A 19,963-nucleotide genomic window follows, 5' to 3' on the forward strand; every position below is an offset into this window, starting at 1 on the left:
GCCGCTACGCTCGAGAACCATGAGCGATTGGGTCAGTTCCGCCATCCAGGTGCTCGAGGCCGACGGCAACCGCTCGGCAGACACGCACCTGCACCTCTTCCCCCTGCCGCCGGCGTGGGGCATCGACCTGTATCTGAAGGACGAGTCGGTGCATCCCACCGGCTCGCTCAAGCACCGCCTCGCCCGCTCGCTCATCCTGTACGGCCTGGTGAACGGCCTGATCGACGAGGGCACGACCCTCGTCGAGTCGTCGAGCGGATCGACCGCCGTGTCGGAGGCGTACTTCGCCCGGATGCTGGGTCTGACCTTCATCACGGTCGTGCCGCGCTCCACCAGCCAGGAGAAGATCGACCTCATCGAGTTCTACGGCGGCCAGTGCCATCTCGTCGACCACGCCGATGAGATCTCACCCGAGGCGCGCCGCCTGGCAGCCGGCTGCAACGGCCACTACCTCGACCAGTTCACGTTCGCCGAGCGGGCCACCGACTGGCGCGGCAACAACAGCATCGCCGAGAGCGTGTTCAGCCAGCTCTCTCAGGAGAGGCATCCGGTCCCCCGCTGGATCGTCGTCGGCGCGGGCACCGGCGGCACCAGCGCGACCTTCGGCCGCTACGTGCGCTACCGCCGGCACGCGACCGAGGTCGCTGTCGTCGACCCGGAGGGCTCGGCCTTCTACGCCGGCTGGAAGGGCGACCCGGATGCCACGGGACAGCCCTCCCGCATCGAGGGCATCGGCCGCCCGCGGGTCGAGCCGTCATTCGTGCCGAGCGTGATCGACGAGATGATCCCCGTTCCCGACGCGGCGTCGGTCGCCGCGATCCGGCTGCTCCGCGAGCGCACCCTGCACTGGGCGGGCGGATCGACCGGCACCAACCTGTACGGCGCGTTCGAGCTGATCGGGCGCATGCGCAACGCGGGCGAGACGGGCAGCGTCGTCACGCTGATCTGCGACAGCGGTGTGCGCTACGCGCAGACCTACTACGACGACGACTGGGTCGCAGCGCAGGGCTGGGAGCTCGCCCCGCACCGCGAGCGGATGGAGAGATTCCTCGACGGCGACGCCTGGTGAGCGGCACGCGCGCTCACCGCTCAGGAGAGTCGGGGCGCGCTCGCTGCAGCCTGCGCGGATCCGGCCGGAAGCGGCGGTTGCTCCTGAGTTCTGAGCGGCTACGCTGAGCGCATGACCACGCTCATCCTCACCGTCGCGGGAGCGGATCGCCCCGGACTGGTCTCGGCCGTCGCCGACGTCGTCGCCGCGCACGGCGGCAACTGGGAGAACAGCCAGCTCGCCGAGCTCGCCGGCACCTTCGCCGGGGTGATCGAGATCTCGGTCGCCGATGACCGGGTCGAGGCGCTGCGAGCGGATCTCGACGCGCTGGACGGAATGCTCGCGATCACCGTCCACACGGGGGCCGACAGCTCGGCATCCGACTCGGCGCAGCGCATCTCGATCAGCGTGCTCGGCAACGACCGCGCCGGGATCGTGCGCGAGATCTCGGGAGTGCTGAGCGCCCACGCGCTGAGCATCGAGAACATGACGACGCAGACCCGCGACGCGGCGATGGCGGGCGGCAGGCTGTTCGAGTCGTCGGTGACCGCGACGGTCCCGGCGTCGGCCGATCTCGACGCGCTGCGCACCGACATCGAGCGCCTCACGCACGATCTGCAGGTCGACATCACGGCTCTCTGAGCCGCCGAGCCGTTCTTCACCCACCAGCCGGACGGAAAACGCCGGCGCATCGCGTCTACCACCAGCGTTTCCCGTCCGACCACTCGGCAGCCGGACGGGAAACGCCGGTGCAGGGCATCCCGCACCGGCGTTTTCCATCTGCACACCCGACACCGCGAGGGGGATGTTCGCACAGCCCTGACGGGCGGCGCGGCGGGCGTCAGTAGCGCAGCGCCTTGCCGCCGTCGACGATCAGCTCCTGCCCGGTCATGAACCCCAGCTCGAGCGCCACGCTCGCGATCGCGTCGGCGATCTCGGCGGGACCCGCGAGTCTGCCCAGGGGCACCAGCTGCGCCTCGGCCTCGAACCCGGCCCTGGCATCGGCTTCGCCGACGAGCCGCTCGTGCCATCCCGAGACCACCGTCCCCGGCGCGACGGAGTTCACCCGCACCGCTGGGGCCAGCGCCACAGCCAGTGCCCTGGTCAGCTGCGACAGCGCGGCCTTGCTCACGCTGTACGGCATCGAGCTGCCGACCACGCGGGTCGCCGAGATCGACGACACGTTGACGATCGATCCGCGCCGCTCGGTGAGCGCCCCGGCGAACGCCTGGCACACCCAGAACGCTCCGAGCAGGTTCGTTCCGAGAATCTCGTCCCAGATGTCGGGGGTGAGAGCGGCGAGGTCGGTGAACTCGATCTTCCTCGTCGTCCCCGCGCAGTTCACGAGCACATCCAGCCCGCCGCTGGTCTGCAGCATCCGGGCCGCGGCCTCTTCGACCGCCTCGCGATCCGAGACGTCGATACGCAGCGGGAACGCTGCAGCGCCGAGATCGCGCAGCTCAGCCGAGAGGCTCTCGGCCGCATCGACCGAGCGCGAGTAGCCGATGTGGATCTCGTCGATCCCGCGCTGCGCCAGCGCGACACAGGTCGCACGCCCGATCCCCGTGGCCCCGCCGGTCACCAGCGCCACGCGCGTCTTCATGGTCATGCCACTCCCTCACTGAGGCGATCCGCCGCGAGGCGATCCGCATCCGACATCGGCAGCGACACCGCCGCGCCGCGCTGCTGGGCTAGGTAGACGCCCTTGACGACCTCGAGCGCGGTGAGTCCGTCGCGGCCCGTGACAGCCGGCTGCCTCCCGTCGCGCACCGCTTCGAGGAACTCGCCGATCTGGCGGCGATGGAACTCGGGCACGCTGGTGCGCCCCGCCTCCTGCTCTCGCCATCCGGCCATGAGCGATTCCTCTCCGTCGAAGGTCCACAGGTCGTTCACCGCCTGCGCGAGCTCGGGGCTCTCGGCGACACCCACGCTGTGCCCGGCTGTGCCGTGCACCGCGAGCCGGAACCCGGGGGCCCGGTAGGCGACGTCGGCGCTCGGCTGCGAGGCGAAGCCGTTCTCGAAGGTCGTCAGCGCCTGCACCGTGGCGATGGCCCCGCTGTCGTAGGTCACCACTGCACCCGCGACGTCTTCGACATCGATGCACTCGCCGTGCTTCAGCGTCGCCCAGCGCCCGTACACCGAGGTGGGGGTGCCGAGCATCCAGTTCATCATGTCGATGTAGTGGATCGCCATGGTCAGCAGCACTCCGCCGCCCTCGCCCTGCCACGATCCGCGCCAGTCGTCCTGCCCGTAGTACTGCCGGTCTCGTCCCAGGTGCGCGATGCACTCGGCCGCCGCGACCCGGCCGAGGCGGCCGTCGGCGATGGCGCGGTGCATGCGGTCGACCGCGGGGACGAATCTGCGCTGGAAGATCGTGCCGAGCGCCACGCCTGCGCGCTCGGCCGCCGAGACGAGCTCGTGCGCTTCTGCCAGAGACGTCGTGAGCGGCTTCTCGACGAGCGCGGCGACACCGGCTGCGATCGCCTGCATGGCGGGTTCGAAGTGCTGCTTGTGCGGGGTGGCGATGAGCACGGCGTCGAGTTCGGCCTCGTCGAGCATGCGCGAGGTCGAGTCGTAGGCGGTGGCATCCGGATGCTGCCGCGCGGCGTCTTCGGCCTTCTCGAGCGTGCGCGAGCACAGCGCCGCCACTCGCACGCCGGGCAGAGACGCCGCGGCCTCGGCATGGATGGTGCCGAACCGGCCCAGCCCCACGACGCCGACGCGCATCTCAGCGGTCATGACCTCACCCCGCCTGCCCTGACGACCCCGACCGATCTCGCGGCATCGGACAGGGTGCGGTACGACAGCTCGGCGGCGGAGCGCTCGTCGAAGTCGGGCAGCGCCTGCCGGCGCACGCTGATCTCGACCGACACCGTGCCCCGATAGCCGCCCTCGTCGAGCAGCCGCAGGAACCCGGCGTGGTCGAACTCGCCCTCCCCCGGCGTGAGGAAGTCGAACCCGTCGGCGGTGCGGCGGTGATCCTTCACCTCGACCACGACCGTGCGCGGCAGCAGAGTGCTCACCACCTCGGCGAGGTCGAAGTCGCGCACGGCGAAGTGCGAGACGTCGAGGTTGATACCCAGGGCATCCGACCCGACCCCGTCGAGCACCGCGATCGCCTGCTCGGGCGTCGACACCACCGCTCCCGCGTGCGGCTCGAGCGCGACCGTGCAGCCGATCGCCACCGCCTGCTCGGCGAGGTCGCCGAAGCGGTCGATGATCTGCGCACGGTCCGACTCCCAGCTGTTCTGGGCGATGATCGGCGGCGGGTTGCCACCCAGCAGAGGCGCCTTCGGCTTGTGCGCTCCCAGGCTCACGGGCAGCGGAGTTCCTGCGCCGAGGATCGCGGCGACCTCGAACGACCGCAGCAGGCGACGGCGGCTGGCGACCCAGGTGTCGTCATCGCACACCAACGGCGCGTTGGCGGTGACGCTCGAGATCTCGAGCCGCTGCTCCATCGCCGCCACGCGCCAGCTCTCGATGTCGGCGTCGGCCGCCGTCTCGGCATCGGTCGGCCACCCTTCGCACACGGTGACCTCGACGCTGTCGTAGCCGATGCGCGCCAGCATCCGCACCGCCTCGCCGAAGGGCGTCTCGGGCATCGACCACGTGTTGTATCCCAGCTTCATCGCTCGACTCCCGGGCAGATCAGCTGCTTGACCCCGTCGCTCGATCGCACGGCGTCGAAGGCGTCCTGCCAGCTGTGCAGCGGGTAGTGGCGGCTGACGAGCGGCTCGAGGTCGACCAGCCGCTGGTCGAGCAGCCGCATCGCGCGGTCCCACGACTCGGGCGTGCTGGCGAATCCGCCGGTGATCACGAGCTCGTGGAACGAGACGAGCGCGAGGTCGATCGGCACGGCGTCGCCGCGCTGGCCGATCTGCACGTACCGGCCGCCCCGGCGCACGCGCTGGATGCCCAGGTTCATGCCTCCTGCAGAACCCGAGCATTCCAGCACGACGTCGTAGTCGTCTTCGAGCTCGTCGACGTGCCCGGCTCGCGCCAACCCGAGGATCTCGGCGACGTCGAGCCGCTCGGCATCCGCCGGCGTTCCGAGCACCGTCGCCCGCCCGCCCGACACCCGAGCCACCTGCGCGGCGATCAGGCCCATCGCGCCCGGGCCGATCACCAGCACGCGATCCCCCGCCTGCACGGCGGGCGTCGGGTGGAACAGCGAGCGGCACACGCACGCGAGCGGCTCGCTGAGCGCGCCCACGTCGACGGGCACGTGATCGGGCAGTCGCCGCGCGTTTCGAGCCGGAACGACGATCTGCTCGGCGAATCCGCCGTCGATCCCCGACCCGATCGACACCCGCGAGGTGCACATGTTCGGCGAACCCGACCGGCAGCCGGCGCACACGCCGCACACCGAGAAGAACGTCTCGAGAGCCACCGCCTCGCCCACGCGACCGGGATCGACGCCCTCTCCCACCGCGGCGATCGTGCCGCTGACCTCGTGGCCGAGCGTCACCGGCGGCCGCGACGAATAGCTCCCTTCGAGGATGTGCAGATCGGTGCCGCACAGTCCCGCCGCCGCCACGTCGACGACGACCTGGCCAGGGCCTGCCTTCGGCCGCGGCACGTCCTGCAGCGCGATGTCTTCGGGTCGTGGTCCTGTCTTGCGCAGAGCCTGCATCATCCGATCCGTTCTCCTCCGTATCGCAGCGCCCACCGTCTGTAGGTCGACGCGATCTCCTCGACGGCGCGTCCGCGCCCGAGTCTGCCATCCAGCCACCCGGTGATCGAGCCGCCCCAGATGCTGCGGCCGATCGCGAACCCGGAGTAGCCCGGTGTGGCGGCCGCCACGTCGAGCCACTGCCTGACCGCGCGTTCCGAGGCGCTGGCACCCAGCACCACGCACCGCGCCTGAGCGTTCTGCTGCCAGGCCTGGGCGACGATCCGCGCGGCGTCTTCGCGCGAGGTGGTGCCCTCGACCTTCCAGATGTCGGGTTCGACGCCGGCCTCCTGCAGCTCTGCCATCGCCGCGCACAGGCTGTCTGCCTGAACGGTCGGCGCTGCTCTCTCATCGTCGGCGCGCTGCCCGACGATCAGTTCGAGCATGAAGGCGATCGGCTCGCCTGAGAGGAAGTCCGACAGCTGCCGCAGCCTCGACGCCTGCACCCGCCTGACATCGTCGGCGTCCGTGGTGCGGTAGTGCACGAGCGCCTTGGCGCAGGAGGGCCGGAACGCTCGCAGATGAGCCCCGAAGTCGTCCCCGTACTCGAACGTGAAGACGGGCTGAGCGGCTCGCTCCACCGGCATCGCCACCTCGACGCCGCTGTCGACGGCTCGACGAGCGAGGTCTGCTCCGTACTCCTCGTCGATGATGACGCCAGGCCGCATTCCGGTGGGACCCTGCCCTCGCGCGACCTCGAATGCGTCGAAGATCAGCTCTTTCGAGAGGCGGATCTGCTCGTCGGTCATGCCGGCCGGCCGCACGGATGAGAAGTTGCGCTTCCGGTGGTCGAACGCCAGGGCGGCGAACGGCGTACTGTCATCGGCAGCCGCCGAGCCCGTCTCTGGACCTCGCATGCGCAGAACTCTAGCAGATTGTTACTATGTCGCTATGTCCTTACAGCTGAATGCCATTTTCGACGTCGTCACAGTCGGGAGGGCCGTCGTCGACATGTACCCCGCCGAAGACGGACGGGCGCCGAAGGATGTCGTCTCGTACAACCAGTACCTCGGCGGCTCGCCCACCAACGTGGCGGTCGCCGCCGCGCGCACAGGGCTGCGCAGCGCCGTCGTCACCCGAACGGGCGCCGACCTGTTCCACGACTTCATCCGCAGCCAGCTGGACTCCTTCGGCGTCGATACCCGCTGGGTGTGCTCGTCGCCTGCCCGCCGCACCACCCTCGCGGTGTGCGATCTGCACGAGCCGCACGAGCCCGCGCTGACCTTCTTCCGCGATGCTCGGCCTCCCGAGGACGATCTCGTCGCCGCCGAGCTCCAGGAGGCGGCCGACGCGGCAGGCATCCTGTGGATCACGGCATCCGGCTTCGCGTCGGAGCAGTCGGCCGAGGCGCACACCGCCGCGCTCGGCTCGGCCCGCCGCGTCTTCCTCGACCTCGATCACCGGCCCGACTTCTGGCCGAGCGAGGCCGCTCTGCGCGAGCGTGTGCGGCCCGTGCTCGCGCAGGCGGATGCCGTGGTCGGCAACGTGCGTGAAGCCGAGATCGCCCTCGGCATCAGCGCCTCGCCCCGGGAGCTCGCACGAGAGCTGCTGAACCGCGGGGCACGCGTCGCCGTGATCAAGGAAGGCGCGAGAGGGGCGATCGCGGCGACCGGTGACGAGCTGTTCGAACAGTCATCCTTCCCCGTGCGCACGATCAACGGGCTGGGCGCCGGCGATGCGTTCGGAGGACAGCTGCTGCGCGGCGAGAGCGCCGGATGGCCACTCGATCAGACCCTGCGCCACGCGGCGGCCGCCGGCGCGATCGTCGCGTCGCGTCGCGGGTGCTCCGTCGCGATGCCCACCGCGGACGAGATCACCGACTTCCTGGCCTCTCACACCCGACCCCGGCAGCGCTGATCTTCCCGCCGCCGCGCCGAGCGCCTCCTTGTCTGCGAACCGGGGCCGGATTATCGTCCTAATGAGCAGACATACTGCATGAGGAATGAGGTGCTGATGTCGGCAACCGAAGCTGTGATCCCGGTGTCACTCGACCGCAGTTCGCCCGTTCCGCTGTACTTCCAGCTCGCCGAGCAGCTGATGGCGGCGATCACCGACGGATCGGCGCAGCCCGGCGACCTCGTCGAGAACGAAGTCGCCATGAGCAAGAGGCTCGGTCTGTCGCGGCCGACCGTTCGTTACGCCATCCGTTACCTCGTCGATCAGGGGCTGCTCGTGCGCAAGCGCGGGCTGGGCACCTTCATCACCAGCCGCCGGGTGCACCGCCGGGTCAGCAAGGGCAGTCTCTACGAAGATCTGCTCACTCAGGGCCGAAGCCCCAGCACGAAGCTGCTCGGGCAGTCCACCGGCCCCAACGTCAAGGCCGCGACGGCTCTCGAGCTCGACCCCGACACTGAGCTGATCGCGCTGAACCGCCTGCGCTACGCCGATGGCGAGACGCTGACCATCATGCACAACTGGCTGCCCGCCCGGTTCGGGCCGATCACCGACGCCGAGCTCGAAGAGCGCTCGCTCTACTCGATCCTGGGCGACCACGGCGTCGGCCCGATCGTCGTGCATCAGTCGATCGCGGCACGGCTTCCCACCGCCGACGAGAGCGAGCTTCTCGAGATCTCGCGAAGCCTGCCCATCATCGCCGTCAGCCGCACGGTCTTCCAACCGGGCGGTGCTCCGGTCGAATACGCCGAGCACATCTACCGCTCCGACAACTACGAGATCGAACTCGTCCTCGAAGAGAACTGATGCCGCACATTCCGTCTGCGTAAATGTATTGACATATTAAGCTCTGCTCAAATAGAGTCGGCTTCACGCAGACGAGTCGAAAGGCGCAGAACCATGGCACGGATCCCCCTCGCGATCATCGGCAGCGGAGGCATGGGAACGAGGCACATGTTCGGCCTGGCCGAACTCGAGAAGGCCGGGTTGAACCCCTTCGACCTCGTGGCCGTGTGCGACATCGACCAGACGAGGGCCGACCTGCTCGCCGACGCCGCTCGCGATGCGCTCGGGCGGCGCCCGGCCGTCTGCGCCGACATCGAGGGCGTGCTCAGGGCCGGGGCGCAGGCCGTCGACATCACCACCGTGCCGCGCTTTCACCACACGGTCGCCGCCGACGCGATCGGCCTCGGGCTCGACGTCATGGTCGAGAAGCCCGTCGGACTCACCATCGCCGCGGCCCACGCCCTGCAGGACGCCCTGCGCGGATCCGACCGCATCCTCAGCGTGGCCGAGAACTTCCGCCGCGACCCCACCAACCGTCTGGTCAAGTCGCTCATCGAGGAGGGTGTGCTGGGCGAGCCCCGCTACTTCCACCAGAGCTCCAGTGGCGGCCGCGACCTGATGGCGATATCAGTGTGGCGCCACCTGAAAGACGAGAGCGGCATCCTGTTCGACGCCGGCACCCACTACACCGACATGATGGAGTACTACCTCGGTCCGGTGGCGAGCGTCTATGCGCAGATGCGGCTGTTCGAGCAGGTGCGCTACAACCCCGCAGCGACCGGCGGCGCGCCGGCCTCCGACCCCGGCGGCGTCTACGGCCAGTTCCAGGCGGCGATGCCCGCCGAGTTCACCGCGACGGCCGATGACGCCCTCTTCGCCCTGGTCAACTTCGAATCCGGCGCAGTCGGCCAGTACACCGAGAACCGGGCCGGGCACGGCCGATCCGAGTGGGCTCGCACAGTGCACGGCTCCGCCGGCGCGGTCGACATCCCGAAGGATCGCAGCGGCGAGCCATTGGTCGTCACCCTCGAGGGCTCGCGCACCTTCACGGGCGCCGAGATCCTTCCTCTCGTCCCCGGATTCCAGCTCGACGACGCGACCGCGGCGCTGTTCGGCGGAGAGCGGGCGACGGCCTACGGCCTCGACTTCGAGACCGTCGACCGTCTGCTGCTCGCGGTCGAGTACGCCGAGTTCGGCGCCTGCATCGCATCGCGCAGCCGACCCGAGGTCGGCTTCGACGAGGGCATGCGCGCGATCGCGGTCTGTTACGCGATGATGGAGTCCGGCGCGGCCGGTGGCGCCATCGTGAAGGTCGACGACGTGCTCGGCGGTGCAGTGCGCGAGTACCAGCGCAGCATCGACATCGCCATCGGCACGAGCGCGTGACGCGATGGAGCGCTTCACCCCCGTCACCGACGACGTCCTGCTGCTGAAGGTTCCGTTCGCCGTCGTCTGGACCGGTGTCGTGCTGGTGCTCGACGACGACGGGCCGATCCTCGTCGACAGCGGGGGCAGCGCCGAGACCGTGGATTCGACGATCGTGCCGGCGCTCCGCGCCCTCGGGCTCGAGCTCTCCGACATCCGCTGCGTGCTCGCGACGCACATCCACGGCGATCACGTCGGCGGAATCGCGCGCATGCGGGAGCTCGCACCGTCGATCTCGGTAGGCGTGCTGCGCGAATCCCGGCAGCGCATGCGCGACCCGCACCGCTACAGCCGTGAGATCCGGGCGCGGTTCCCCGAGCACAGCCCCGAGCCGCCCGCCGTGCTCGACGGCGTCGAACCGGATCTGCTGCTCGACGACGGCGACCTGGTCGGCCCTCTGCGGGTGATCCACACGCCCGGGCATGACGTCGACGCGTGCTGCTTCTTCGACACCCGCTCCGGCACTCTGATCACCGGCGACTCGCTGCAGCTGAACGGCACTCTCTCGCAGGGCTGCGCCCTGCTGTTCGATCCCGCGCGCTATCTCACCTCCCTGCACCGGCTGCTCGACCTGCCCGTGCAGAACATCGTGTGCGGGCATCCGTATCTGCCGCTGGGCGAGCTCGCCATCGGCGAGCGAGAGGCGCGCAAGTTCCTCGCGACGTGCATCGGGTGCTACGAACACGATCGCGGCCTCGTCGCCGGGATGGCGAGTGCGGGCGTGACCGATCCGCTCGCCGTCGCCCGCGCGCTGGTCGCGCAGGTCGGCGGTGCCGAACCCGAGAAGATGTTCCTGCCCATGCACACCGTGGCCGCCTACCAGGAGGCGGCCGAGAAGGAGCAGTCATGAAGTCGGCGCTGATCACCGGAGCCTCGCGGGGAATCGGAGCGGGATGCGCGCTCGCCTTCGCGCGCGAGGGGTACGCCGTCGGCATCAACCACCGCTCCTCCGAAGACGATGCCGAGCGCGTCGCCGAGCAGTGCCGCGACCTCGGCGTCGAGGCCGAGGTCTTCGCGGCCGACGTGTCGGACGCCGGTGAGGCTCAGGCGATGGTGCAGAGCTTCGTCGAGCGCTTCGGTCGCATCGATGCGCTGATCAACAACGCCGGCGGCGCTCTGCGGATGCCGCGCGGCGGCTTCGTCGACATGCCCCTGGAGTACTGGGACAGCCAGATCGCACTCAACCTGAGCGCCGCGTCGTACTGCGCGCAGGCGGCCGCCAGGTCGATGATCACGGCAGGCGTTCACGGCGCCATCATCAACGTCTCGTCGATCCACGGCGATGTCACCTGGGTGCGCCGCAAGTCGCTGCCGTACTCGGCGGCGAAGGGCGGACTCAACATGCTGACGAAGTCGCTGGCGGTGGAGCTCATCTCGTACGGGATCAACGTCAACGGCATCGCGCCGGGCCTCATCCACACCAAAGCGCTCGATCGATACTCCGAGCGCGATCTCGAGGCCTTCAACCGCAAGATCCCGTTCGGCGGGGGCGGCACGCCCGCCGACATCGCCGAGGTCGCGGTGTTCCTCGCCGACAAGAGCCGAAGCCGGTTCATCGTCGGCCAGACGATCACGGTCGACGGGGGCCAGTCGATCGACGGTTCGATCGACGCCATGCTCGACGACCCGTACTGACCGGCGCATTACGCGTGATCCGACGCCCGGCAGGTCGCCATTGACCTGCCGGGCGTTCTCGCCTATGGTGACTTCCGAGTTACCTTAACATACTGTTGTCCATACATTTGCACGATCGTCATGTCATCCTCGACGTCGAGGATGAGAGCCGCGCTCGTGACCTGACACCCACCCCGAGGACTCCCCCATGGCTCGCCGAACACGCTCGCTGCTCTCATCCATCGCAATACTGGCCCTCACCTTGGCCGGGCTGACGGCGACAGCCGCAGCCGCCTCGGCGGCCGCCGGAACCACGGTGTATCTCGCCGCGGCATCCGGCGACGACCAGGCATCCGGCACCGATCCAGCCCAGCCGGTCCGCTCGCTCGACCGCGCGCTCGCACTCGTCGCAGACGGGGGCGGGCGCGTCGTGCTGATGGACGACTACCGTCTCAGCGCCAGCCTCACCGAACCGGCGCACACCGAGAAGATCCTCATCACCAGCGACGACGGCGAGCGCGCTTACCCAGGCCGTCTCGTGTTCGGCGACACCGCGTTCATCGAGTACAACCTCAGCGGTCCCACCGACTTCGCCGATCTCACCGTGGTCACCTCGCAGTGGGCCGTGTTCGCGGCGAACTTCCACCCGATCGCCTTCGGCGAGGGCATGAAGATGGTCAGCACCCCCAAGGACGGCGTGCGCCAGGTCTTCGTCGTCGGCGGGTACCACGGCCCGTCGGCCGACGACACCGTGCTCGACGCCGACTCGCACATCACGATCGGATCGGGCACGTTCTACAAGGTGGCCGGCTTCAGCCGCGGCAAGGGCGTCGGCACCCAGACGTACACCGGCACCTCGCACATCACGATGACCGGCGGCATCGTGCAGGAGATCTTCGGCGCCTCGCTCGAGAACCACTACTCGGGCAGCACCAGGATCGCGATGAGCGGCGGCCGCGTCGGCACGCTGCACACCGCGGGCGACGTCACCCGCTACATCGTCGGCTCAGCATCCGTCGAGCTGACCGGCGGCAACGTCAACACGATCGACATCAACAACGTCGTCGAAGACGTCGACCTCACGCTGGGTCACGCCACGTGGGGCGCCATCAAGGCGGCGAACGCCTGGGGCGGTGAGGACCGTCATCAGCAGATCCTCGCCTTCGCCCCGGTGCGCACGGTGCGCTTCGCCGGGCAGTACGTCGACCAGGAGCAGGTCGCCGCGCTCCGAGACATCTTCGACGTGCTGATCAACACCGCCGACGTGCGGGTGAGCGCAGGCGGCTCGGGCACCGAATGCACCGTCGCCTCTCCGTGCGGAAGCCTGCAGACGGCCCTCGGCCTGCTCGCGGCGGACGGCGGCGCAATCACGATCAGCGGCGCCGTCCCGTGGGATGTCGACCCCGCCACCCTCGCCGCCGGAGCCGGAAGCGTCAGCTTCGTCGGCGACGGCACGGCGGCCATCTCGTTCCCGGCGGGCACCGAGGCGCGGCTCGCGCGCGACGTGACCTTCACCTCCCTCGCACTCGCGAACGAGGGCCCGCTCACGCTGCTGGCCGACGGCGCCGATCTCACGATCGGCGACGGAGTGACCGTGGCGGATGCGGATCAGGCGAGCCTCGCGGGAGTCAGCGACAGCGCATCCATCACGGTGCGATCCGGCACGTTCTCGCGCGTCGTGGGCATCACCGGACTGACCGGCGACTTCGCCGGAAGCACCGAGGTCACGATCGCAGGCGGCGAGGTCGTGCAGCTGTGGGCCGGCACCGATCAGAAGCACGCCGTGGCGAACGCGACAGTGACGGTCTCGGGGGGAACGGTGCGCAAGCTCACCGCCTCCGGAGCACGGATAACGTCGTCGCTGACGGCGCGGTTCATCACCGGCCAGGTCGCCCGTGCGGATCTGCGCGGGGTCGACGGCGAGGCGCGAGTGCGCCTGGGTGCCGCCAAGGTGGGTTCCATCTCGGTCGACGGCTGGGCGCCGGCGGACGATGCGGAGCGCATCCTGACCCGTCTGCCCGGAGCAGACAGCAAGCTCGCAGCCAAGATCGCGTCGGCCTTCACGACCGTGCGCGACGACGAGGTCGTCTACGTCTCGGCGACCGGAACCGGCGACGGCAGCAGCCCTGCCCACGCCGCCGGCGAGCTGAAGACCGCGATCGCCGCCCTCTCAGGCGACGGGCGGGTCGTGCTCACTGACGGACTCACCGTCGACGGCACCGATCTCGGCTCGCACAGCGCGAGCGTGGTGCTGACCTCCGACGACGGCGACATCGACTTCGCCGCCGACGGCGCCGCTCTGCAGATCGAGGGCGCGGTGCGCCTGGGCGGTCCGACCACGATCGAGAAGCTGCTGCTGCAGTCGCCGACCATCAACGGAACCATCTACGCGATGGGTCACCCGCTGACGATCGGCACCGAGGTGCGCACCGAGTTCACCCGGCGCGGAGAGACGCTCATCGGCATCGTCGGCGGCCGCGACGACACGACTGCCACCGCCACCTCGTCGGTCACCGTCAAGGGCGGTGAGTGGTCGTCGCTTCGCGGCGGCACCGACAACAGCGGCGCGTCGACGAGCGGCTCGCGCATCGATGTCAGGGTCGAGGGCGGCACGTTCCAGGGTCCGGTCGTGCTCGCTCACCGCGGCACCGGCTCTGGCGATGTCGCGGCGACCATCACGGGCGGAACGTTCACGCAGGGCGTGTACGCCGTGTATGAGGAGGACGCACGCCCCTACTCGGCCGACTACGACGTCGACCTGACGGTGAGCGGCGGCGAGTTCTGGGCCACGATCGCCCCGGCGAAGTCGCGCTCGACGGTGCTTGCCGGCACCTTCGACCTCACCGTGAGCGGCGGCACCTTCGCGCACCTGACGGATCTGCTGGGCAGCGAGGGCTTTGCGGGCAGCATGGCGAGCACACTGAGCGTCGACCCCGCCGTCGACATCACGGCGCCGCCGACGGGAGAGCTGACGTTCACCAACCCGCTCGTGCGAGCTGCCGACCCGTACATGTTCGTGCATCAGGGGCAGTACTACTTCATCGCCACCGGCGGCACGACGCTGTCGCTGTACAAGGTCGCGAACCCCGCCGACCTGTCGCAGGCGGTCGGGTCGGTGATCTACGCGCCCGATGACATGGCCAACCTGTGGTCTCCCGAGATCCACCACCTCTCGTCGGACGAGGTCGGAGAGGAGAACGCCGGCTGGTACCTGTACCTCTCGGCAGCGCAGCTCGGCGAGGGAGCGGCCGAGGGCCAGCGGCAGTACGTGCTGAAGGCTCTCGACGGAGACGATCTGTTCGGCCGCTGGGGCGACCCGGTGACGGGTGAGGTCGATGTGGCGCGACGCATCACCAACGTCGACCACGCCGACTTCAACGCCGAGAGCTTCGTGGCGGGCATCTCGCTGATGCGCGTCGCCGGCGAGACGCACATCACCTATGTCGCCGAGGTCGGTCGAGGCACCTCGGACTTCCATCAGACGATCAACATGAGCCGCATCGTCAACCCCTGGACGCTCAAGGGCGACCCGACCATCATCACCCGCTCGGAGTACGACTGGGAGGAGCACGGCTACGCGCAGTCGACCAGCGACCCGAACATGTGGTGGCCGAAGGTCGTCGAAGGAGCGACTGCGGTCTACGGCCACGACGGAGAGGTCTATCTCGCCTACTCCGCCAGCGGCTACTGGACGATCTACTATGCGATCGGCTACCTCAAGTACGTCGGCGGCGATCCGATGGATGCGGCCAACTGGGTGAAGAACCCGACCCCGATCATGAGCAAGAACTCAGAGGTCACGGGTACGGGCACCGGTCCGAACTTCACCGACCACGAGGGCACCGACTGGTTCATGTTCCAGGCTCGCCCCGGCACGTCGACCACCACGGCGCGCTATGCGTTCATCGAGCCCTACGTCGCCGACGGCGACGGCCTGCGGATCGGCGACGGATCGGGACACCCCGCACCGCTGTCGAAGACGTACACGATGAGCGTGAACCCGATCCCCCTGGCCGACAAGATCAGCGGCTTCACCTCCTGAGTCCGCTGCCCCGGCCCCGGCCCCGCCCCCGTCGGCCGGGCCGGGGCAGCTCCTCGTCGGCCGGGGCGACCCCGCGTCGGCCGCGGCGGCCTCCGCATCGGCCTGGTGCGGTTCTCATCGACGACGGACGGTCTCTCATCCCGGCGGACGACCGAGCCCACGACGGTCTTCACCGTCGTGGGCTCGGGCCGTCTCCCGTCAGGCGGGGATGACCGACAGCGTGACGGTCTTCGTCACGGTCGCGCCGGGCTGGATGGTCGTCGCCGTGCCGGTCAGCTCGCGCGCACGGCGCACTCCGCTCGGATAACCGCTCGCGGGTTCGAGGGCGAGCGAGTGCGCCGCCCCGAACCACGGGTAGTCCTGCCTGCCGCCGGCCTCGTACCAGTACCAGGCGAACGGGAAGTCCTCGCGACTCCACTCGAGCTGCACGCCGAGGCCGAGCTCGGGATTGCGGATGCGCGCGCGCACCTGCTCGTCATCGAACGATCCCAGGAACGCCAGCCGTGACACCCCGCTGCGATCGGCGTCGAGCCGACCGAGGTCGTGGTGCGAGCCGTCGGTCTCGTTGTGGTCCGGCCAGCGCGGGGGCGCCACGGTCGGCGGCACGTCGTCGGGCATGTCGGGGTTCACCACGCATCCGGTGATCTCGACCGTCGTCGCCGGGCCGATCAGCGGCTCTCCGAAAGCCGGATGCTGGCACCAGAGCACATCGACGGGGCGCGCGCCCACATGAGTCACCGTCTCGGTGACCGTCACGCGGGCATCAGCCACTATCACGCGCTTCGACACGATGAACGGGCTGCGCGCGAGCGTCGCGCGCATCACGATCCCGCCATCGACGACCTCCGCGTCGAACGGCGCGAGCCAGGTCTCGCCGTGGAATCCCCAGTCCACGCCGTGCTCGACGCTCGCCCGTCCGGCGTTCGGGAACATCGTGTTCCACCCGCCGCCGGAGCGATCGAGGGCCAGCGCCTCGGGAACGCCCGGAAGAGGCAGGGCGTAGGGCGGCCGCAGGCCCCAGCGCGGAGTCCACAGCAGGTCCACACCGGTCGGTCGATGGGCGATCGCGTGCACGTCGCCGCCCTTGGCGGGGATGACGGTGACATCGACCTCGGAGGTCGAGAGGCGATGCGCCTCCCACCCCGAGACGGTGATGATCCGGTGATCGAAAGTCATCGGTGGTTCCGCTCCTGTCAGCGCAGCCCTGCGCGCGCCATCGACTGCATGAACTGCCGCTGGAAGATGAGGAAGACGATCAGGATCGGGATGAGCGACGAGACCGATCCCGCCAGTGCCGGCCCGAGCGACACGGTGCCGTCCTCCGACATGAACCTCGTGAGACCGAGCGGGATGGTGAACTTCGACTCGTCGGTGATCATGATCAGCGCGCTCTCGAAGTCGTTCCACGTGGCGTCGAAGATCAGGATGGCGAGGGCAGCGAGCATCGGACGCGACAGCGGCAGGTAGATGTGGAAGAAGATGCGCCACTCGCTCGCGCCGTCCAGTCGTGCCGCCTCGCCCAGCTCCCGTGGCGCCGAGGCGAAGTGCTGTCTCAGCAGGAATGTCGAGAACACCGAGGCGAGGCCTGGCAGGATCAGCGCCCACAGCGTGTCGTAGAGACCGATCTGGCGGAAGAACATGAACCGCGGCACCAGCAGCAGCTGGGCGGGCACCATCGACGTCGCCAGGAACGCGATGAACAGCACGTTCTGGCCCTTGAACTTCAACTGCCCGAAGGCGTAGCCGGCGAGGGTGACGACCGCGAGCTGGCCGATGATGGTGGCGACGACGACGATCGTGGAGTTGCCGAAGTAGCGCACCATCGAGCGCTCGCCGAACCATACGTTGATGTAGTTCGCCCACACCATCGGGTCGGGGATCCACCGCAGGGGCATCTCGAAGATGTCGCCGTTGGCCTTCAGCGATGACGAGAGCATCCACAGGAAGGGGGTGAGGAACAGCAGGGCGATGGCCGACATGATCAGGCCGCGCACCCACCACGCGAGGCGCTCGCGGCGCCTGCGTCGAAGCTGACCCGGGCGCGGGGTGAACTGCAGCTGGTCTGCGGCTCGCGTCTTCATGGTCGTGTCTCTCATGAGTAGAGGCTCCGCCCTCGCTGAAGCCGGAACAGGCCGACCGACAGCACGAGCACGCCGAGCATGCTCATCACCCCGATCGCCGCTGCGTAGCCGAAGCGGTACGAGTGGAAGCCCACTTCGTACATGTAGTACGACAGCACGGTGGTCGAGTCACCGGGGCCGCCGGATGTCATGAACTGGATCATGCCGAACGCCTGGGAGCGGCCGATGAACGAGGTGATGACCAGGAAGGTCATGATCGGGACGAGGCCCGGGAAGGTGACCGTCCAGAACCGGCGCCAGGCGTTCGCGCCGTCGAGCGTCGCGGCCTCGTACAGGTCTTCGGGCATGTCCTGCAGAGCGGCGATCACGAGGATCGCGACATAGCCGGCGCCGATCCACACCGACATGAGGATGACCGCCGGAAGCGCCCAGTCCTGGGAGATGAACCATCCCGGGGGCTCGGTGATCCCCAGCGCACGCAGCACATCGTTGACCAGCCCGTTGGTCGGGTGCAGCAGCAGCAGCCAGACGGTGCCGGCCGCGATCACGTTGACCAGCGAGGGAAGGAAGAAGATGGCGCGGAGGATGCCGCGCAACGGCATCGGGCGGTTCAGGGCGAGGCCGAGCAGCACGCCGATAGCGACCGTGAGCGGGGTGCCGATGCCGGCGTAGAACATCGTGCGCCCGGTCGACTCCCAGAACATCTCGTCGCCGAGGATCTCCTGGAAGTTGGCCATGCCGATCCAGCGGATGCCCTCGATCCCCGACACCACATTCCAGTCGGTGAAGGCGATGAGCAGCCCCGCGACGAGCGGGATGATCAGGAACGCGGCGACCGAGAGGATCGTCGGCGCCAGGAACATCCACGGGATCCACCAGCGGTAGCCGTTGACGAGCTGGCCTCGCCGGCGGGGTGGGGCCTTCAGGGAGGCCGAGCGCGGTGCCCGGCCCCCTGAGTGGTCACGTTCTCGGTGACGGTCACAGGCGCGTCCTTCTCAGCTCGCCTTGGCGATCGCCTCGTCCGCACTCTGCTTGAGCTCTGCGATGGCGTCCTTGACCGACTTCGTGCGCAGGCGCACCTCGCTCTCCATCTTCGACTTCATGGTGGAGATCTCGGTGTACGCGGTGGTGATCGCACGCACCGACATCGGGGGCTCCTCGGTGAAGAAGGTCTTGTTGAACGCATCGACGTCGAACAGCTTGTCGGCGTCGGGCCCGAACAGGTTCTCGTACATCTGGTCGGACGGGTTCGCGAACTGGTCGGGGCTGATCTTGCCGGCCGTGGTCATGTGGTCGGCGCCCTCTCCCATCCAGAACTTGACGAAGGTCCAGGCGGCAGCGGCGTACTGGGTCTTCGACGAGATCTGCACGTCGTCACCGCGCACGCCGGGGTTGAAGTACGGCTTGCCGCCCGCGGGCGCCGGGTAGGGACGGAAGGTCACGCGGAAGTCGTGCGGGTACTCCGCGAGGTTCTTGGCATAGCGGATGACGTTGTTGCCGTCGATCATCATGCCGAACGTTCCGTTGAGGAAGTAGTTCTGCGCGTAGCCGCCGATCCCCTCGGCCAGGAGGCGTTCCTGGGTGAAGATCGAGTCGTCGTCCTCCATCGCGAGCACGAGATCGAGCTCTTCGCGATACGACCGGTGGTCGAAGTTCGACTCCTTGCCGCCGTCCTTGTACAGGTAGTCGCCGCCGAGAGTGGCCGGGAACGGCTTGGGGGCGTTGTAGGCGCCCACCTCGAACCCGGACTTCTTCAGCTTCTGCGCCACGTCGTGGTAGTCGTCGATCGTCCAGTCGAAGGGCACGTCGATCTTGGCCTTCTCGAGGGCATCGGCGTTGAGTGCGACGTAGTTGGGGTACATCGAGGTGGGGATCGAGTACAGCTTGCCGTCGACTCGGGTGCTGATCGGCTCCTTCTCGACGAACATCTTGAGCTGATCGTCCTTCTTCGCGAGGTCCGTGAGGTCCATCGCCAGACCCGCCGCCGAACGCCGTGCGATGTCGACGGTGCCGTACGAGAAGAAGACGTCGATGGGCACGCCGCCCTGCAGCGCGGTGTCGAGCTTGAGGATGCCCTCCTCGTTGTTGACGAAGCGGACGTACTCGACCTTGATCTTCGGGTGCTTCTTCATGAAGGCGTCGATGAGGGCCTGCGGGCCCATGGCGGGATCCACGCCACCCCAGACCACGAGGCTGCCCTCGGCCTCGGTGCCCTTGTCTTCGACCGGCTTCTTCGCCGACGTCTCGCTCGGACCGCATGCCGCGAGCAGCGTCGTCGTCGCTGCGAGCCCGAGGCCTCCGATCAGCAGGCTGCGCCTGCTGATGCCGTTGTTGTTGCTGACCACAATCTGACCTCCTTGTCGGTGCGGCTGCGGATGCACGGGGGCGCACCTGCTGCTGTC

General features: G+C 68.8%; 17 protein-coding genes. 8 read left to right on the forward strand and 9 right to left on the reverse strand.

What is annotated here, in order from left to right:
• Window positions 1-19 precede the first annotated feature (19 nt).
• Window positions 20-1,069, forward strand: a complete 1,050-nt coding sequence (locus FVO59_RS03850; RefSeq protein WP_182254827.1) for a PLP-dependent cysteine synthase family protein — start codon at window positions 20-22, stop codon at window positions 1,067-1,069.
• 111 nt (window positions 1,070-1,180) lie between these two features.
• A complete protein-coding gene (locus FVO59_RS03855; RefSeq protein ID WP_182254829.1) occupies window positions 1,181-1,690 on the forward strand; it encodes a glycine cleavage system transcriptional repressor in 510 nt (169 codons plus the stop codon).
• Window positions 1,691-1,889: 199 nt separating this feature from the next.
• Here FVO59_RS03855 and FVO59_RS03860 read toward each other — a convergent pair whose 3' ends face one another.
• The 5 genes from FVO59_RS03860 to FVO59_RS03880 are packed head-to-tail and all read right to left on the reverse strand — an operon-like array spanning window position 1,890 to window position 6,577.
• On the reverse strand, window positions 1,890-2,657 hold the full coding sequence (locus tag FVO59_RS03860) for an SDR family NAD(P)-dependent oxidoreductase (RefSeq protein WP_182254831.1): 768 nt from the start codon (window positions 2,655-2,657) through the stop codon (window positions 1,890-1,892).
• Window positions 2,654-3,787: a Gfo/Idh/MocA family protein gene (locus FVO59_RS03865; protein ID WP_182254833.1), complete on the reverse strand. Its 1,134-nt coding sequence runs from the start codon at window positions 3,785-3,787 to the stop codon at window positions 2,654-2,656. Before FVO59_RS03865 ends, FVO59_RS03860 begins: the two co-directional genes overlap by 4 nt.
• Window positions 3,784-4,677, reverse strand: a complete 894-nt coding sequence (locus tag FVO59_RS03870; RefSeq protein ID WP_182254835.1) for a sugar phosphate isomerase/epimerase family protein — start codon at window positions 4,675-4,677, stop codon at window positions 3,784-3,786. The genes FVO59_RS03865 and FVO59_RS03870 overlap by 4 nt, the downstream gene beginning before the upstream one ends.
• Window positions 4,674-5,684, reverse strand: a complete 1,011-nt coding sequence (locus FVO59_RS03875) for a zinc-binding dehydrogenase (RefSeq protein WP_182254837.1) — start codon at window positions 5,682-5,684, stop codon at window positions 4,674-4,676. Before FVO59_RS03875 ends, FVO59_RS03870 begins: the two co-directional genes overlap by 4 nt.
• Entirely contained in the window at window positions 5,681-6,577 is an 897-nt protein-coding gene (locus FVO59_RS03880) for a 2-deoxy-5-keto-D-gluconate 6-phosphate aldolase domain-containing protein (protein WP_182254839.1), read from the reverse strand. The genes FVO59_RS03875 and FVO59_RS03880 overlap by 4 nt, the downstream gene beginning before the upstream one ends.
• Before the next feature lie 34 nt (window positions 6,578-6,611).
• Here FVO59_RS03880 and FVO59_RS03885 point away from each other — a divergent pair, with 34 nt between their 5' ends.
• From FVO59_RS03885 to FVO59_RS03910, 6 genes are all read left to right on the forward strand, one after another.
• Complete coding sequence (locus FVO59_RS03885; protein WP_182254841.1) at window positions 6,612-7,577, forward strand: PfkB family carbohydrate kinase; 966 nt, start codon at window positions 6,612-6,614, stop codon at window positions 7,575-7,577.
• Window positions 7,578-7,673: 96 nt separating this feature from the next.
• Window positions 7,674-8,420 (forward strand): GntR family transcriptional regulator, encoded by a 747-nt coding sequence (locus tag FVO59_RS03890; RefSeq protein ID WP_182254843.1) that lies wholly within the window; start codon window positions 7,674-7,676, stop codon window positions 8,418-8,420.
• A gap of 93 nt (window positions 8,421-8,513) precedes the next feature.
• Window positions 8,514-9,785 (forward strand): Gfo/Idh/MocA family protein, encoded by a 1,272-nt coding sequence (locus tag FVO59_RS03895; RefSeq protein WP_182254845.1) that lies wholly within the window; start codon window positions 8,514-8,516, stop codon window positions 9,783-9,785.
• 4 nt (window positions 9,786-9,789) lie between these two features.
• The gene (locus FVO59_RS03900) at window positions 9,790-10,674 is read left to right on the forward strand and encodes an MBL fold metallo-hydrolase (RefSeq protein WP_182254847.1); all 885 of its coding nucleotides are present in this window, start codon (window positions 9,790-9,792) and stop codon (window positions 10,672-10,674) included.
• Window positions 10,671-11,459 (forward strand): SDR family NAD(P)-dependent oxidoreductase, encoded by a 789-nt coding sequence (locus FVO59_RS03905; RefSeq protein WP_182254849.1) that lies wholly within the window; start codon window positions 10,671-10,673, stop codon window positions 11,457-11,459. The genes FVO59_RS03900 and FVO59_RS03905 overlap by 4 nt, the downstream gene beginning before the upstream one ends.
• Before the next feature lie 187 nt (window positions 11,460-11,646).
• Window positions 11,647-15,480, forward strand: coding sequence for a family 43 glycosylhydrolase (locus tag FVO59_RS03910; RefSeq protein ID WP_182254851.1), 3,834 nt, complete (start codon window positions 11,647-11,649; stop codon window positions 15,478-15,480).
• 198 nt (window positions 15,481-15,678) lie between these two features.
• Here the strand turns inward: FVO59_RS03910 and FVO59_RS03915 are convergent, their stop codons facing one another.
• The 4 genes from FVO59_RS03915 to FVO59_RS03930 form a co-directional block, all read right to left on the reverse strand.
• Window positions 15,679-16,656 carry a DUF4432 family protein gene (locus FVO59_RS03915; protein ID WP_182254853.1) on the reverse strand — a complete coding sequence of 326 codons (978 nt, stop codon included), beginning with the start codon at window positions 16,654-16,656 and terminating at the stop codon, window positions 15,679-15,681.
• Window positions 16,657-16,673: 17 nt separating this feature from the next.
• A complete protein-coding gene (locus FVO59_RS03920; RefSeq protein WP_259363424.1) occupies window positions 16,674-17,576 on the reverse strand; it encodes a carbohydrate ABC transporter permease in 903 nt (300 codons plus the stop codon).
• On the reverse strand, window positions 17,573-18,424 hold the full coding sequence (locus tag FVO59_RS03925) for a carbohydrate ABC transporter permease (RefSeq protein ID WP_182254855.1): 852 nt from the start codon (window positions 18,422-18,424) through the stop codon (window positions 17,573-17,575). The genes FVO59_RS03920 and FVO59_RS03925 overlap by 4 nt, the downstream gene beginning before the upstream one ends.
• A gap of 132 nt (window positions 18,425-18,556) precedes the next feature.
• Window positions 18,557-19,906 carry an ABC transporter substrate-binding protein gene (locus tag FVO59_RS03930; RefSeq protein ID WP_182254864.1) on the reverse strand — a complete coding sequence of 450 codons (1,350 nt, stop codon included), beginning with the start codon at window positions 19,904-19,906 and terminating at the stop codon, window positions 18,557-18,559.
• Window positions 19,907-19,963: the final 57 nt, after the last annotated feature.

Source organism: Microbacterium esteraromaticum (genome assembly GCF_014084045.1).
In the GTDB taxonomy this organism is placed as follows: domain Bacteria; phylum Actinomycetota; class Actinomycetes; order Actinomycetales; family Microbacteriaceae; genus Microbacterium; species Microbacterium esteraromaticum_D.